Annotated in this window: 12 protein-coding genes and 1 pseudogene; 5 read left to right on the top strand and 8 right to left on the bottom strand. The window is 54.9% G+C overall.

Annotation, left to right across the window (positions count from 1 at the left end; all coding sequences use genetic code 11):
• Positions 1 to 372: 372 nt before the first annotated feature.
• Complete coding sequence (locus IAE34_RS02090) at positions 373 to 795, bottom strand: Lrp/AsnC family transcriptional regulator (RefSeq protein WP_200137194.1); 423 nt, start codon at positions 793 to 795, stop codon at positions 373 to 375.
• A gap of 183 nt (positions 796 to 978) precedes the next feature.
• Between IAE34_RS02090 and IAE34_RS02085 the strand changes: the two genes are divergently transcribed.
• On the top strand, positions 979 to 2,031 hold the full coding sequence (locus IAE34_RS02085) for an ornithine cyclodeaminase (protein WP_200137193.1): 1,053 nt from the start codon (positions 979 to 981) through the stop codon (positions 2,029 to 2,031).
• 79 nt (positions 2,032 to 2,110) lie between these two features.
• Positions 2,111 to 3,004 (top strand): citrulline utilization hydrolase CtlX, encoded by an 894-nt coding sequence (ctlX, locus tag IAE34_RS02080; protein WP_200137192.1) that lies wholly within the window; start codon positions 2,111 to 2,113, stop codon positions 3,002 to 3,004.
• A gap of 40 nt (positions 3,005 to 3,044) precedes the next feature.
• Here the strand turns inward: ctlX and IAE34_RS02075 are convergent, their stop codons facing one another.
• Together IAE34_RS02075 and IAE34_RS02070 are read right to left on the bottom strand one after the other, a co-directional pair.
• A complete protein-coding gene (locus tag IAE34_RS02075) occupies positions 3,045 to 4,079 on the bottom strand; it encodes a histone deacetylase family protein (RefSeq protein ID WP_200137191.1) in 1,035 nt (344 codons plus the stop codon).
• A gap of 209 nt (positions 4,080 to 4,288) precedes the next feature.
• The gene (locus IAE34_RS02070; protein ID WP_200137190.1) at positions 4,289 to 5,266 is read right to left on the bottom strand and encodes a LysR family transcriptional regulator; all 978 of its coding nucleotides are present in this window, start codon (positions 5,264 to 5,266) and stop codon (positions 4,289 to 4,291) included.
• Between the two features lie 168 nt (positions 5,267 to 5,434).
• Here IAE34_RS02070 and IAE34_RS02065 point away from each other — a divergent pair, with 168 nt between their 5' ends.
• The 3 genes from IAE34_RS02065 (at position 5,435) to IAE34_RS02055 (ending at position 9,686) form a co-directional block, all read left to right on the top strand.
• Positions 5,435 to 6,757 carry an MFS transporter gene (locus tag IAE34_RS02065; RefSeq protein ID WP_200137189.1) on the top strand — a complete coding sequence of 441 codons (1,323 nt, stop codon included), beginning with the start codon at positions 5,435 to 5,437 and terminating at the stop codon, positions 6,755 to 6,757.
• A gap of 39 nt (positions 6,758 to 6,796) precedes the next feature.
• Positions 6,797 to 8,095, top strand: a complete 1,299-nt coding sequence (locus IAE34_RS02060; RefSeq protein ID WP_200137188.1) for an ArgE/DapE family deacylase — start codon at positions 6,797 to 6,799, stop codon at positions 8,093 to 8,095.
• Positions 8,096 to 8,393: 298 nt separating this feature from the next.
• Positions 8,394 to 9,686: an MFS transporter gene (locus tag IAE34_RS02055; protein ID WP_200137187.1), complete on the top strand. Its 1,293-nt coding sequence runs from the start codon at positions 8,394 to 8,396 to the stop codon at positions 9,684 to 9,686.
• Between the two features lie 123 nt (positions 9,687 to 9,809).
• Here the strand turns inward: IAE34_RS02055 and IAE34_RS02050 are convergent, their stop codons facing one another.
• The 5 genes and pseudogenes from IAE34_RS02050 to tnpC all read right to left on the bottom strand — a co-directional run bounded on the left by IAE34_RS02050 (position 9,810) and on the right by tnpC (position 15,473).
• Complete coding sequence (locus IAE34_RS02050; RefSeq protein ID WP_200137186.1) at positions 9,810 to 10,172, bottom strand: response regulator; 363 nt, start codon at positions 10,170 to 10,172, stop codon at positions 9,810 to 9,812.
• 195 nt (positions 10,173 to 10,367) lie between these two features.
• Entirely contained in the window at positions 10,368 to 10,550 is a 183-nt protein-coding gene (locus tag IAE34_RS02045; RefSeq protein WP_200137185.1) for a hypothetical protein, read from the bottom strand.
• A 190-nt stretch (positions 10,551 to 10,740) separates the two neighbouring features.
• Entirely contained in the window at positions 10,741 to 12,951 is a 2,211-nt protein-coding gene (locus IAE34_RS02040) for a PAS domain S-box protein (RefSeq protein WP_200137184.1), read from the bottom strand.
• 465 nt (positions 12,952 to 13,416) lie between these two features.
• On the bottom strand, positions 13,417 to 13,812 hold the full coding sequence (locus IAE34_RS02035; protein ID WP_200137183.1) for a response regulator: 396 nt from the start codon (positions 13,810 to 13,812) through the stop codon (positions 13,417 to 13,419).
• A 134-nt stretch (positions 13,813 to 13,946) separates the two neighbouring features.
• Positions 13,947 to 15,473, bottom strand: a pseudogene (tnpC, locus tag IAE34_RS02030) (IS66 family transposase).
• Between the last annotated feature and the right edge of the window lie 45 nt (positions 15,474 to 15,518).

Below are 15,518 nucleotides of genomic sequence, written 5' to 3'. Positions count from 1 at the left end.
TATCACCTCTTATTTTTTTTTTATGAAAAACCGCTTCCAGCCCTCGAGAAGAAGGTCGAGCCTTAGCGCGATGCTATAAATTATAAGCCCGCTAACAAAGCCGAACGTGGTGGTAAATGCGCAGACTATAAAGGCAAGCTCAAACCGAGCTCATTCACCAAGTTTATGAATTTATAGAGAATCTCACCGCGTTAACCGTTCATCCCTCTGTCTGTATCCGTCCGGATGGGCTGGAATGGTCATTTTGCCAGTCATAGTTGCCAATCGGAACGCTACAAACTGCTAGGCAGAGCAGGTGTACATAGCAAAGTGAATGTCATCTATAGCAATGTGCTAAGTCATAGTGGCGTGGTGCACAACTGACCTCGGAGGCTACATCTTGAAGGTTGATAGCAGGATGCTAGTCTCGGTATTCTCGATGTGCTGGATGGACCGAATTGTGTTGAGGGCTTTGTCGAAGGCTTCCAGGGTGTCTGCGCGGAGCTCCGCCATGAGATCCCAGCGACCGTTCGTGGTGTGGATCGCCACAACGTTCGGGTGGCCGCGCAACGCGTGTTTCACCTCGGCGGCGTGGTGACCACTGATGCTGATGCTGGTTATAGCCCGCACCCCACGTTCTATAGCATCGGACTGAAGCCGGATCGTATAGCCCATGATGATGCCTTGTTCCTCAAGCTTGGCAATGCGGTTTTGAACCGTAGCTCGAGCAACCTTCAGCTTCTTGGCCAGGGTCATAACGGGCGTCCGAGCGTTGTCTCGGAGAAGAGCGATCAGCTCACGGTCGGTGTTATCCATTTGCCTTGTTCCATCCATATTGCTGTTTTTAGTGACCAGATTGTCTAGAAATCTATGAAATCTGGCAACCTGCATGCTTCAAATTGCTTCATTTCTTCATCAAGATTTCGGAGATCAAAAAATTCACAGATAGCGACCGCTTTGCATGCCATCAGGGTGGGAGCACTTTTAAGGTGTATAACAATGACGCATTTCATCGACGTACCTACTATGTCCGACCTGGTAAGTGATATCGGCGTAGTTGACTTTCTGGGTGAGCTTTCGGAAGTCATTCGCGACGACTTCAAGCGCTGGCCTGAATTTGACAAGTCAGCTCGGGTAGCGAGCCACTCGGAAGTTGGCGTTATCGAGTTGATGCCTGTGGCGGACACCAGTCAGTACGCGTTCAAGTACGTGAATGGCCATCCGTCCAATACCTTCAAGGATCTCCATACTGTGATGGCCTTCGGCGTTTTGGCGGACGTCGAGACAGGTTATCCGATGCTGCTTTCCGAGCTGACTATCGCCACTGCGCTGCGTACTGCTGCAACCTCGCTGATGGCCGCCAAAGCGTTGGCCCGTCCGAACTCAAGGAAAATGGCTCTCATCGGCAACGGCGCTCAGAGCGAATTCCAGGCGCTAGCCTTCCACAAGCACCTGGGCATCCAGGAGATCGTTGCCTATGACGTCGACCCTCAGGCGACCGCCAAGCTCGTTCGAAACCTGCAGGAGTACACTGACCTCAAAATCACCCGTGCCCAAAGTGTTGCTGAGGCAGTTCGCGGTGCGGACGTCGTGACCACTGTTACTGCGGACAAGTCTTACGCCACCATCATCACTCCAGAAATGCTCGAGCCTGGTATGCACCTGAATGCCGTGGGCGGCGACTGCCCCGGCAAGACCGAACTGCACGCAGATGTACTGCGTAAATCTCGTGTATTCGTGGAATACGAGCCGCAAACCCGCATCGAGGGTGACATCCAGCAGCTTGAAGCCGACTCTCCTGTTATTGACCTGTGGCGTGTGCTGACCGGTGAGCAGGAAGGGCGCCAAAGCGATGACCAAGTTACCGTCTTCGACTCTGTCGGTTTCGCTCTGGAAGACTATTCGGTGCTGCGTTATGTCCTGGCGCAGGCGCAGAAGCGGGGCGCCGGCACCAAGATCGATCTAGTACCGTGGGTTGAGGACGATCCGAAAGATCTGTTCAGCCATACTCGTGGCCGTTCCGCCAAGAAACGCATCCGACGCGTTGCATAACTACAAGACCAGCACCCAACATCGGTATTTCTGAATGGCATTCCCTACGCGTTCGATTCAAGCGCCTGCAGCAGTGGTAATGGTCAAGCCTCACGCCTTTACCCCTAACCCGGAAACCGCTGCGGACAACTCGTTCCAAAGCTCAAATCCCGACATCGCGGCGCAAGCCCTTGCCGATGTTGCTCGAGATGAGGTGGCCCATGCTGCCGGAAGGCTGGAGGCCGAGGGTGTCCGAGTGCATCTGTTCGAAGACTTTGGCGAGAGCAACACTCCTGATTCGGTCTTCCCGAATAACTGGTTCTCCACTCATCCTGGCGGCCATGTCGCGATCTACTCGATGTACTCTCCCAACCGTCGTCGTGAGCGCCGTGCCGACGTGATTGAAATGCTCAAGCAGGAATACCGAGTTCAGGACGTCATCGACTATTCTGGCCTCGAGCAAGACGAGCTCTTCCTGGAGGGCACTGGTGCAATGGTGTTCGACCACATGTCTCGCGTGGCCTACACCGCCCGTTCCAACCGAGCTGATCCGATTGCCCTGGAGCGCTTTAGCACGCACTTCAATTTCGAGCCGATGGTGTTCGATACGGCGGACGAGAAGGGCGCACCGATTTATCACACCAACGTTCTGATGTGCGTGGCCACCGAGTTCGCACTTGTTGGTTTTGGCACCTTCACGAACAAGGCTCGTGCAGAGGAAGTGCGTATGCGGCTGATGGAGTCGGGCCGCGATGTGATCGACCTGACCAACCAGCAGATCGGCGAGTTTGCCGGCAATGCCATTGAGTTGTCGGGACGTGATGGGCGGATCTTGGCCCTCTCTCGCCGGGCGTTCAACAGCCTGACGCAGGAGCAGAAACAGCGGATTGAGCGCTCGGCCAGGTTGGTGCCTTTGGATGTGCCGACTATAGAAATGGCTGGTGGCTCGGTGCGATGCATGATCGCTGGGATTCACCTCTCTCCTCGCAAGTAGTTCAGTGAAAGTCCCCACCCTTTGAGATGGGGATTTTTTTTCAGCGTGCCAAGCTGTCGAAGCCCTGAAGCGTGTTGACCGCGTTGATGCCGATCTCATCAACCATGTAGCCACCTTCCATCACAAAAAGCGTTGGAATGCCGGCCTTCGCGATGGCCTCGCCCATCTGGATGAAGTTGTTGCTGGTCAGGCGAAAATGACTGATCGGATCATGCTCGAAGGTATCCACGCCCAATGAGATGATCAGGAAGTCGGGCTGGTGAGCCTGTACGCGCTTCAGAGAGTCCGCTAATGCCACACTGAACGTGTCCCACTGTGTGCCTCGAGGCAGCGGGTAGTTAGCATTGAAGCCTTCACCGATACCTACGCCTTTCTCATCTGCGAACCCCGAGAAGTAGGGGTAGGAGACAGAAGGATCACCATGGATAGAGGCGAAGAAGACATCGTTCCGGTCGTAGAAAATGTTCTGTGTTCCGTTCCCGTGATGGAAGTCGACGTCCAGAATGGCTACTCGCTTTGCCCCGCGACGTAGGCAGCGTTCTGCTGCAATTGCGGCGTTGTTTAGATAGCAGTATCCGCCCATATATTCGCGAGCAGCATGATGTCCTGGTGGACGGCACAAAGCGAAAGCGCCTCGCTCACCCTCAATAACCCGCTCCATGCCGGTCAGGGCGACATCAGCGCTACTGCGAACGGCTTCCCAAGTCCCCTGAGTGATAGGTGCGCCGGCGTCCATTGCGTAAAAGCCCAGCTTGCCATCAATGAATCCAGGTTCCTTATCGATGGCCAAGTCACGCACTGGCCATACAAGGGGCAGTGCGTCATGCGTTTTTCCGGTGGCCACCCACTCCTGCCAGGCGTTTTCCAGGAACGTTACGTAACGCTCGCTGTGTGCTGGGACATAGTTGGAACGGTCGAAGCGCTGCTCTGAAATGACATCGCCAAGGCCCTCGCTTTTAACGCGAGCCAGGACGGTGTCTGCTCTTTGCGGATTTTCAAACGACGGTTTCAAGGATCCATCCTTGAGTTCTGTGCCGTGATGAAGCCGGTGGTTGGAGCTAAAGATGGTGATCACTATTTTTGTTCCTAGATCGTATCGTCGGTGACAAAAATATTCCCTCTTCTGATGAAAAATTGCTTTGCTTTAGACTCCCATCACAGGGGGGTAACTGAAATTGTTTTCTAGGGAGTATGAGGTTGTTGAAAAGTTTTTGCTTTTCTACACCTAGTGGCCCGGTTCAATGGGCACATAGTCTTCAGACCCTGATCTTCAGCAGCCGCCAATTACTCAACCGATATGGCTGGTATGGTTGCGAGCAAGCGGTGGGGAAGGGGATAAGTCTCGATATGAGCTTTGAATGCGTCCAGGAACGTTCTCTCTGCTGCAGTCCGTTGAGCATCTTCATGCCATAGAAAATAGAGATTTGCGGTACAGACTCCCTCATCCGGAGGGAGACGCCAGAGCCTACCTTCCTCTAGGTCAGCTTGGACGCTATGTTCTGGAAGACAACCAATGCCGAAGCCAGCTACTAGGAGACGTTTGACCTCATCGTACTGAGAGGAGCTTGCTACTACCGTCCCCGAAAACCCTCGCTGATCCCTGAAGATCGTGAGTGGCGACAAGCTATCGCCAAGTGCATCGCTGGTGAAAGAAACGAAATTCTCACCCAGAAGATCCTCCATCGTGAGGTCAGATTTGCCATAGAGGTCATGGTATTGGCCACAGAACAAGCCGTAGTTCTGCTGCAGGAAAATTTTGTGCTCCAATCGCTTTGGAATCTGCTTGCAAAGGGCGATTCCAGCAGTGGCACCTTTCTGCTGGATGATTTTAACAATTTCACTGCTGGGCATTACCTCAAGCTCAACTTCGATGCGGGGATGAGCCTTATGAAACTTTGCCCAGAACGCGTCGTAGACGGCGGAGTGGATGCGGCTTGCGACCAACACGTTGATCCTGCCCACGGTCTGCTCTTCCGCATCTGAAACGTTGCTCGCCAACTGAGCCACATTGCCATAAATGGTATCGGCGGCGGCCAGCACCTCTTCCCCTGCAGCCGTGAGGTAGAACCGACTATGGTGACGCTCGATCAACCTTCGCCCGAACTGATCCTCAAGCCGGCGTAGCGCCTGGCTTACGGCGGATTGGGTGACGTGCAATTTTACCGCAGCAGAGCTGATGCTTTTCTCTCTCGCGATCACCAGAAAAGTCCGAAGTAGATTCCAGTCAAGGCGATCACTGATACGGTGATTTTTGTCTTTCATCTGCGGCCATCATTTCACTTATTTCCGGGTTGCTATGTAGCAAACCTCATTCAGCGATCCTAGCACAAGACATTAATTTAGCTAATGTTGAGCTTAAGAATACGGAAATTGATCGAATGTCGCGGTGAGCGCATAAATCTCACAACAAATCTAAGAGAGGCCTTCACCATGACCGGGACATCCCATGTGCCGGCTGCAAAACAGCCCGTGCGCGCTGCCACAGCAGCATTCATTGGTACCACAATCGAGTGGTACGATTTTTATATCTATGCGACAGCAGCAGCTTTGGTCTTCGGGAAGGTTTTCTTCCCTACGGGTGATGCGTTCTTGAGCACCATGGCGGCATTCGGCACCTTTGCTGTTGGCTTCCTGGCACGCCCCTTGGGCGGGTTTGTCTTTGGCCACTTGGGCGACCGTGTTGGTCGTAAGAAAGCCCTCATGGCCACTTTGGTCATCATGGGCATTGCGACAGTTGGCATCGGCTTTCTGCCCAGTTATGAACAGGCTGGCATCCTGGCTCCGATCCTCTTGATTGTGTTGCGTCTGGCTCAAGGCTTGGCGGTCGGCGGTGAGTGGGGCGGGGCAGTGCTTATGGCGGGCGAACATGCCTCGGCCAAACGTCGAACCTTCGCTGCCTCTTTTGCGCAGCTGGGTAGCCCGGCTGGCTTGATTCTTTCGTTGCTAGCTTTCCGTATGGTCACCTCCATGGACGAGGCTGATTTCGTTAGCTGGGGTTGGCGCATCCCGTTCTTGATCAGTGCTGTGCTTCTCCTGGTCGGCTACTTCATCCGAATTGGCGTCAGTGAGTCTCCAGATTTCGCCAAAGTGCTGGAGGAAAAAGAGACCACTGAGATTCCTGCACGAGAAGTGTTCCGGACTGCATGGCGCACGCTTCTCCTGTGCATGGGCGTTTGTACCGTGGCGATTGGCGGTATCTACTTCACCAATACCTTCATGCTGTCCTATGCCTCCCAAACGCTGGGACTGGATCGCCGGATGATCCTGGATTGCCTGTTCGTCGTCGCGATCATTCAGTTCTTCATTCAGCCGCTGGCCGCATGGTTTGCTGAAACTGTTGGCACGTCCCGGGTGCTGATCTTCGCTGCTGCAGCATCGGTGGCTGCGCCGTACCCAATGTTCATGCTGGTCAGCCAAGGCACCAGCCTCAGCATCATCGTCGGCATCGCTATTGTTCTTGTCTTAATGGCCGCCATTTATTCGGCTATGGCGGGCTTCATCAGCTCTGCATTCGAGACCCGGATTCGTTACACCGGTATCTCACTTTCCTACCAATTCTGCGGTGCGATTGCTGGTGGCCTGACCCCTTTGATCGGCACCTGGCTGACTCACATTTACCCCAATCAGTGGTTTCCACTGGCCGTTTTCTACTCCGTGCTTTCGGCGATCACCTTGGTTTCCGTGATCGGCCTGTCGATTCACAAGAGGCGTCGTGATCCGCATCTTGGTACTGCGACTGCCCATCGGGCCTGACCCGTTAACCTCTCATAAAAACCAATCTAGGAATCATCCATGACTAGCACTACCGGTCAGAATCAGCTGACGCCTGAACAGGTTCAGCGCATCCTGAAAGCAGTCGATGACAACTTCGACGCTCAATTGCGATTCACCCAAGATCTCGTTCGCATCCCGTCGTTGCGTGAGCAGGAACATACTGCCCAGGACTTCCTTTACGAGGCCATGCACAAGCGCGGCTTTTCGATGGATCGTTGGAAGATCGACGTCGAGGACATTAAGTCCCACCCAGGCTTCGGGCCCGTTACCGTTTCCTACGAAAACGCCTTCAACGTTGTAGGCACCTATCGCCCTGAGCAGCAGACTGGGCGTTCGCTGATCTTGAATGGTCATATCGATGTGGTTCCGACCGGCCCGGTCGAAAACTGGGCCCGCTCTCCTTGGGATCCAGCGATCATCGACGGTTGGCTGTATGGTCGTGGTTCGGCGGACATGAAAGCCGGTCTCGTAGCGAACCTCTTTGCCTACGACGCCATCAAGGCCGCCGGCTATGCACCTGGGGCCCCGATTTACTTCCAGTCGGTGGTCGAGGAAGAATGCACCGGCAATGGTGCTCTTGCAGCGCTGCTTCGTGGTTACAAGGCCGATGCCGTGATCATTCCTGAGCCTGAAGAGAACATGCTGGTTCGGGCCAACGTCGGTGTGCTCTGGTTCAAGGTCAAGGTCAAGGGCCGTCCAACGCACAACCGCGAAATGGAGACTGGCGTTAACGCCATTGATGCTGCCTACGCCGCGATGGAAGCTCTACGCAAGATCGAGTCGAAGTGGAACGGCCAGCACCATTGCCATCGTCACTTCGAGCATTTGGATCATCCGATCAATTTCAACGTCGGCAAGATCGTTGGCGGCGACTGGCCTTCGACTGTACCACCATGGTGCGAATTCGAAGTGCGTGCTGCCATCTACCCTGGCACCACTGCCGATGAAGCCCGTGCCGAGATCGAGGCATGCCTGGCCGAGGCCGCATCTGATCCTCGCCTTGGTGGTCTTGCTCCTGAGGTCACCTTCAACGGCTTCTACGCCGAGGGCTACGTGCTGGAGGAAGGCTCTGACGCTGAAAACACTCTGCGCGATTGCCACCGGATCGCGTTTGAGAGTGAGCTCGAGTCCTTCACCACGCCTGGTTACCTCGATGCTCGTGTTTTCGTGATCTACGGCGACATGCCTACACTCGTTTACGGGCCCAAGTCGCTGGACATCCATGGATTTGATGAGCGTGTGCACATCGAGTCCCTGAGACTGATCACGAAAAGCATCGCATTGTTTATTGCTCAATGGTGCAACCTGCAGGATTGATACGCGCTCTATTGCTCCTAGCCTGGCGGGATGCCAGGCACTTTGGATGGGTCTCACCCTCCTTGCCCCGTCAGGATGACCGCTTGTTGGGGCTTTTTTTAGATTCTGATAGATCGGATCACTTCCGGCGCGATGGAATTAGCACCAACAGTGGACATTATTTCGGCTTATTTTCAGCTTAAATATTAGTAAATTGATTGATCCAATGAAGTTGGCGATAAACCCAACAAGCGCCATTTAGAGCATCTCGCTGCAGTCCAGATATTCCCTGCCTAACAAAAAAAATGAAGGGTACATCATGAAGAGCAAATCACAATCGCGGCGTGCGGCGGCGGCAGCATTTGCCGGCACGACCATCGAATTTTACGACTTCTATATTTACGCTACAGCGGCGGCACTGGTGCTAGGGCAGGTCTTCTTCCCAGGTTCAGATCCGTTACTGAGCACCTTGGCCGCGTTCGGCACGTTCGCAGTCGGCTTCATTGCGCGGCCAACGGCCGGCATGGTCTTCGGGCATTTGGATGATCGACTGGGCCGCAAGAAAATGTTGCTGTTCACGATGGTTTTGATGGGCTTGGCCAAGACCGCTATTGGCCTTCTTCCGAGTTACGCAGCCGTTGGCATGTGGGCACCTATCGGGCTCATCGTCCTGCGATTCATCCAAGGGATCTCCGTCGGTGGTGAGTGGGGCGGTGCGGTTCTTATGGCCAGCGAGCATGCGCCGGCCAAACGCAAGACCTTCTACGCGTCCTTCGCTCAATTGGGGAGTCCAGCAGGTCTTCTCCTCGCACTGATCGCATTCCGGGTGGTATCGACACTGTCACCAGAGGATTTCCTTGCGTGGGGATGGCGCATTCCCTTCCTCATAAGTGGCGTGCTGATGTTGGTGGGCTTGGCTATCCGGTTCGGTGTAGAGGAATCGCCAGAATTTGTTGAGGCCAAATCAAAGAACGAGGTCGTCAAATTCCCTGTTAGCGAAGTCATCCGCACATGCTGGCGACAGATCTTGTTTGCGGCCCTTGCCGTAACAATCGGTTCGGCGGGCTTCTTCTTCACCAACACCTTCATGATCACTTATGTCACCCAATACCAGGGTATTGATAGGGCAACGATCCTCGACTGTCTGTTCATCGTGACAGTTTTCCAGCTCATTTCTCAGCCAGTCAGTGCTATCATCGCTGAGCGAGTGGGAGAGTCGCGGTTTCTGATGTGGGCTGCATTGCTGTCGATTGTGGTTCCGTATCCCATGTTCGTCTTGGTCACCACCCAGAAGTTGGGCCTGATGATCCTTGGCATCACGCTCTGCGTGGTGACCATTTCTGCATTGTATGCAGTCGTGGCAGGCTTCATCGCACAGGCATTTCCATCACACCTTCGCTACTCGGGAATATCCATGGCGTACCAGCTCATTTGCGCCATCGCAGGTGGCACCACACCAATCATTGGCACCATGCTAGCCAACCAGTTCTCGGGGCAGTGGCTTCCGCTGGCGTTGTTCTTCAGCGCGCTTTCAGCGCTATCGCTAATCGGCGTTATGGGTGTGCACCGGCTGCGTACCGAAAATCAAGGTGTTGCCGTGGCTACTCGATGATGCCAGCCACTCTGGCTACATGATTCAAAACTGAACGTGTAGCCGAACCAATCGACTCTGTCTTTGAGCTGCTGATAGCGCGTAAGCGTGTGGCAAACCCACCTTGCACCTCACGCATATCTATCAAGAGTGGCTAATCCGTTCTCCGACCACGTTGAGAAACTGATCTAGACCCCAGGGTTTGGAGATGAACACTGCGGCAGGTGGCAACAAGTCTTGAGTCCTGCTCGTATAACCGCTGGTCACCACGATCGGTAGCTCAGGCCATGTATTAAATGCTTTCCACGCCAGATCCCACCCATCAATGGGCCCTGGTGTTTGGACGTCGGTGATCAATAAGCTCCAAGCCTGGTTGGCCAGTATTTCGGCTGCGCCCTGAGCTGAGTCCACCGCCGTTACGTTCGCACCGATTTCATCGAGGGCGAAAATCATCAATTCTCTAAGGATGGGCTCATCTTCAACCAGCAGCACGCGTATCTCAGGCATTTTCGTCACCCCATCGCAGAACATCTGTTTTCGGTTGATCTCCCAGTGTTACTGCAGTTGGTCGCAGATGACAGGCGGCTGAAGATGTACAGAAAAATCATCCATTCGACGAAGCTGTACAATATTTGGACAACCCGCCCTTCGGGGCTTGCGACGAATAGAGATGCTTTGAGGCGTTGATTCTGTGATCCGCGCTCAGGAATTGGTTTCTTGATCCTCTGTATGCAATTGAGCGACAGCCGCCGCTGCTTCCTCCTCACTGGCGTAGTAGCTGGCAGAGCCGTCGAAGCTGATAACCTGCCAGACATGGTCGGCACCGTTCATGTCCACGTCATTAGGACATTCAGAAGCGTCCAATTTTTTCAGCGTGACTGCCACGGGGTTGCTCCTCATCCTCGAATGAACGTGTGACCTTGAATTGAGCCGATACGCTCCGCGTTTTCAGCGACCCTTGATTTAGGCTCTACCATCGCGAATTTTACCGTCCATTACCCCAAGGCAATCCGGCCATCCTGAACTGAAAGGGGATGGAGTGCTCTAGGCCCATCCCCGCCATCCAGGGAGGGGCCTAGCTATCCAAAGTCGCGCGCACCCTTTTGCCAAGCTCCCTCACACTGAATGGCTTTGGCAAGAAATGCACCCCGTGATCCAACACACCGTTGTGCACGATGGCATTGCGGGTGTACCCGGTGGTGTAAAGCACCTTCAGGGTGGGGTACAGCTTGTAGGCTGTATCCGAGAGTACCCTTCCAGTCATGCCCGGCATCATGACGTCGGTGAACAGCAGGCTGATGTCAGGGTTCGCCGCCAATACTTTCAGGGCTACCTCGCCATTTTCAGCTTCCAAGACGGTGTAACCGAAAGTGCTCAGGGCCTCCATAGACAACTGCCTGACCGAAGAGTCATCTTCAACCACCAGAATCGTCTCATTTGGCAGTGCCAGTAATTCTTCCGGTTGCGCAGGAACCGTTCCTGTTTCAGGCAGATCGTCAGTTTCCCCAAAGTAACGAGGCAAGTAGATCTTGACGGTAGTGCCTGCTCCCATCTCTGAGTACACATTGATGTGGCCGCCCGATTGCTTCACGAATCCGTAGACCTGGGAAAGTCCGAGGCCGGTGCCTTTTCCTACGTCCTTGGTCGTAAAATAAGGATTGAATATCTTGTCGATGAACTCCGGCGCGATCCCACTGCCTGTATCGGTCACCGCCAGCAGCACGTGCTGGCCGGGCTTAACGTCGTGAGCTTCTGCGTACTGCTCGTCCAGATAGGTATTGGCAGTCTCGATGGTCAGGTGTCCGCCCTCATTCATCGCGTCTCGGGCGTTGACTGCCAGATTCAGAATGATGTTCTCCACTTGGGATGGATCAGCGTGAGTGAACCACAAGCCGGCGTATTGGACGTTCTCGAACTGCACCCGATCACCCAGTGTACGGGACAGCATGTCGGCCAGACCTGCAGTGAGCTTGTTCAAATTGATGGGCTGGGGCGAGAGTGGCAGTTGGCGAGAGAACGCCAGCAGTCGGTGAGTCAATGCAGCTGCGCGGTGTGCGCCATCCAGTGCTATCTCGCAGTAACGCTCGATTTGGCTGGGTGTCTGTGCTTTACGCAGTTTGAGCAAGTCCAATGAGGCAATTACCAGCGTCAGCATGTTATTGAAGTCGTGGGCGATACCCCCCGTCAGTTGGCCGACTGCTTCCATCTTCTGCAATTGCTGCACCTGGCCTTCTGCCGCTTTGCGACCAACTACTTGCTGTCGCAGCTCTTCCGTAGATGCGGCCATCTCATCAGCATGATGGGCGCTAGCCTGCTCAAGGCCTCTGTTGGTTTCCTGCTGGTTCTCGAACTCAACCTGAAAGGCATCAATGTCCGTACAGGTGCCAAACCATCTCAAAAGCGTGCCAGACTCATCATGGATGGGTAGCGCGCGGCACAGGAACCATCGGTAAGTACCTTCGCGATCTTTCATCGCAAAGGTTTCTTCGAAGGGCTTTTTCTGGATAAGCGCCTGCTCAAGCCGACTTCGTACATCCTCACGCTGATCCTCACGAATCATCTGCATCCAGCCACGCTGGCCTAGCGCTTGCGCTGATAGGCCCACAAGAACCTGCCAGCGTGAGTTGAACCACAGCTCATCACCTGTGGGAGAGGCAGTCCACACCAACTGAGGAATGGCATCGGCGAGTTGCGCAAAGCTTTTTTCAGCTGCCGAAAGGGCGGTCTGGTGGCGGTTTTCGAGTTCAACCCGGTAGGTCAAATCTCTCACCACTTTCATCACGCCCACAAACTGCCCGTTTTCCAATATGGGCATCATCAGGCCATTGGCAAAAAACTTGCTGCCGTCCTGTTTTAGATGCCACCGGTCGTCAGCCGCCCGGCCTCGATTGAGGGCGAGCCCGATCTCTTTTTCTACGACCGCGTTGTCTCGGTCTTCGTCGGTGAAGATCATCTGGAGCGGCTGACCCAGAGCCTGCTCGCGTGACCACCCCAAAATCTGCACCGCCCCCTCATTCCATTCCGTGATCCGACCTGTCAAATCGGCGGCTATGATGGCGTAGTCCACTGCGCTATCGAGAATCAGTCGGTGATAATCCTGCGTCTTGCCCAGTTCAGCCTTGAGGCTGGTAACCTCGGCTTGGAGTGCACGTATCTGGTCGACATCTGAAGAGTGAGGCAAGAAGGTGTCCTGGGGCTGGATCAGCCCTGTTGACTTAGGTGTGGGAACATGGCGATTTCCCAAGGCGATGTACTCTATCTCACATCTTGGCATGACGCTGAGCATTGCAATAGCTCAGCTTCGACCAAGCTGTGCAGACACCGGCCCCATTCGTGGAGGGATCAGAGCGTCTCCATCCGTCGGGAACGGCAACTCACAAATTGGGCTTTGATAAGCTCGTACAGTGTTCGGTTACCCTGGTGTATGGAGAAATGTGGTTTCAGAAGCCGTTAGGCTCAGGCATTGCCGCGCTGGGGGCGTTGAGTAGCCTTCGCAATCTTCGTAAACAATATGCCCCAATTGGTGAAAACGACTTGTTCCCAGTCGGTCTCAATGTCGATTCGTCAACGCTGACGTTGTTTGTGCCGCCCGGTAACAACGATTTTGCTATCCGGTGCGGGGCAACTCAGTGTGGGGAGCCAGTATTCGACGCTCAACCGCTGATCAAGTTTGGGGTGGAGGCGCACCCTGACGGCCCTCCTTACGTGTACGACCCGTCCGCGCGAGATATCCCATGACTCAATGGGCGAGCTAGCCCTCGGTTTGCGGGGATACGAGTCGGTCTACCATTTGTGTGAGGGTCCACATCGACCACGGCTTGGGCAGAAACTCAATCCAATCGTCCAGTTCGCGATTCGCACCGATGAAACCGGAGGTGATGATCACCGGTAGCCCGGGAATACGTTGCCGAAGGAGCCGGGCAAGATCGATACCGTCAAGCTGGCCGGGTACGGTCAAGTCAGTCAAAACCAATGAAATGCAGGTTGATGGGCGCAACGCGTAGATGAGCGCATCGTCAGCGGTGGAAAACTCTGCGGTTTCATAGCCCAGAGTTGCGACTGCCTCCACCATCAAGCTTCTCAGTAATTCGTCGTCCTCGACCACCATCACTATGCCAGGTAGCGAACTGCCGTATTGCATGCTCATGCTTTGATCTCGATGCCTGTTGCAGCCGCGTCGGTGCTCAGCATACAGGACATGCTCTGAGCGACCGAATCTGGTTTAACCCTTACACCTCTGCCATCCCTATCCCACCTGACAACTAGAATGACGTAGTTGCCTCATGCACACTTCCAGGAGTGAGGTAACAGCTGGTTGATCTCACTTGCCCTTTGGGTCGGCAACCGAATCAGCACATCCTTGAGATACGCATACGGATCGTGCCCGTTCATGCGCGCAGACTGGATCAGGCTCATGATTGCCGCCGCCCGTTTACCGCTGCGCAGCGAGCCTGCGAAGAGCCAGTTAGACCTACCGAGCGCCCACGGCCTGATCTGGTTCTCCACGGCGTTGTTGTCGATGGGCACGGCACCATCATCCAGGTAGCGCGTCAGCGCTACCCAGCGTTTCAATTTGTAATCTAGTGCCTTTGCCGTGGCCGATCCTTCGGGCACTAGCGCGCGCTGAGCCAGCATCCACTCGTGCAACTTTTCTGCAATGGGCACCGCCATTTCCTGACGTAATCGCCAGCGATCTTCATCGCTCATGTCCTTGGCCTGCCTTTCGACTTCGTACAAGCAGCCGATGGAGTGCAGCGCTTGCTCTGCCAACTGGCTTTTGTTCGCCACATGCAGGTCGAAGAACTTGCGCCGGGCATGGGCCATGCAGCCGATTTCGGTGATGCCCTGCTCGAAGCCAGCTTTGTAGCCTGCGAAGTCATCGCACACCAGCTTGCCGTCCCAGGTACCCAGGAAGTTGCGCGCATGTTCGCCTGCACGGCTGGGGCTGAAGTCGTAGACCACCGCTTTCAGTGCCGAGAACGGTGTCGTGCAGTAGGCCCAGACATACGCTCGGTGCGTTTTCTTTTCGCCCGGGGCCAGCATCTGCACCGGTGTTTCATCGGCATGGACGACTTGCTGGGCCAGTACGGCTTCGCGCAGTGCATCTACCAGCGGTTGCAGTTGTACGCCGGTTTGGCCGACCCATTGAGCCAGCGTCGAGCGCGGGATCGCCAGGCCGGCGCGGCCGAAGATTTTTTCCTGCCGGTACAACGGAAGGTGGTCGGCGAACTTGGCCACCATCACGTGAGCCAACAAGCCGGCGGTGGGGATGCCCTTGTCGATCACCTGTAGCGGTACCGGTGCCTGGATCAGTGTTTCGCACTGACGGCAGGCCCACTTGCCACGTACATGCTGCTCAACCGTGAACACGCCGGGCGTGTAATCCAGCTTCTCGCTGACGTCTTCGCCGATGCGTTGAAGTTGGCAGCCACAGGAGCACTCGGTGTTATCAGGCTCGTGATGAATGACGGTACGAGGAAACTGCGGTGGCAACGCTGCACGCTTGGGTTGTTAGCGTGGCTCGTCCGGTGCCGGAGCGGGGCGAAGCGCTTTCAACTCCGCGTCGATGGCTTCGAGGTCAGTGTTGAGTAAGTCATCCAGCAAGCTGCCTTGCGCCGGACTGATCTGCTCACTGCGCTTGGCAAACTTGTGGCGTTTGAGAATGGCGATCTCGTGAGAGAGCTGCTCGATGATCGTCTCGTCACGATGGATCTTGCGGCCCATGGTGTCGACCTTCGACAGCAACTGCGCAGCGAGTGCGCGCAGTTGATCAGGGATCATTTGGTCGAGATTGGGCGTGGAAGTCATGCCGTGGATTTTACCAAAGCAACCCACTCGACACAGTTAAAAGAC

It is taken from the genome of Pseudomonas sp. S30, from assembly GCF_016518545.1.
Taxonomy (GTDB): Bacteria; Pseudomonadota; Gammaproteobacteria; order Pseudomonadales; family Pseudomonadaceae; genus Aquipseudomonas.
The sequence above is the reverse complement of the archived record's forward strand: the minus strand, read 5'-3'. Positions and strand labels throughout refer to the sequence as shown.

Coding starts and splice junctions, on each gene's coding strand:
- IAE34_RS02090 (WP_200137194.1), bottom strand. CDS start 795: ATGGATAACACCGACCGTGAGCTGATCGCTCTTCTCCGAGACAACGCT.
- IAE34_RS02085 (WP_200137193.1), top strand. CDS start 979: ATGACGCATTTCATCGACGTACCTACTATGTCCGACCTGGTAAGTGAT.
- ctlX (WP_200137192.1), top strand. CDS start 2,111: ATGGTCAAGCCTCACGCCTTTACCCCTAACCCGGAAACCGCTGCGGAC.
- IAE34_RS02070 (WP_200137190.1), bottom strand. CDS start 5,266: ATGAAAGACAAAAATCACCGTATCAGTGATCGCCTTGACTGGAATCTA.
- IAE34_RS02065 (WP_200137189.1), top strand. CDS start 5,435: ATGACCGGGACATCCCATGTGCCGGCTGCAAAACAGCCCGTGCGCGCT.
- IAE34_RS02060 (WP_200137188.1), top strand. CDS start 6,797: ATGACTAGCACTACCGGTCAGAATCAGCTGACGCCTGAACAGGTTCAG.
- IAE34_RS02055 (WP_200137187.1), top strand. CDS start 8,394: ATGAAGAGCAAATCACAATCGCGGCGTGCGGCGGCGGCAGCATTTGCC.
- IAE34_RS02050 (WP_200137186.1), bottom strand. CDS start 10,172: ATGCCTGAGATACGCGTGCTGCTGGTTGAAGATGAGCCCATCCTTAGA.
- IAE34_RS02040 (WP_200137184.1), bottom strand. CDS start 12,951: ATGCTCAGCGTCATGCCAAGATGTGAGATAGAGTACATCGCCTTGGGA.
- IAE34_RS02035 (WP_200137183.1), bottom strand. CDS start 13,812: ATGAGCATGCAATACGGCAGTTCGCTACCTGGCATAGTGATGGTGGTC.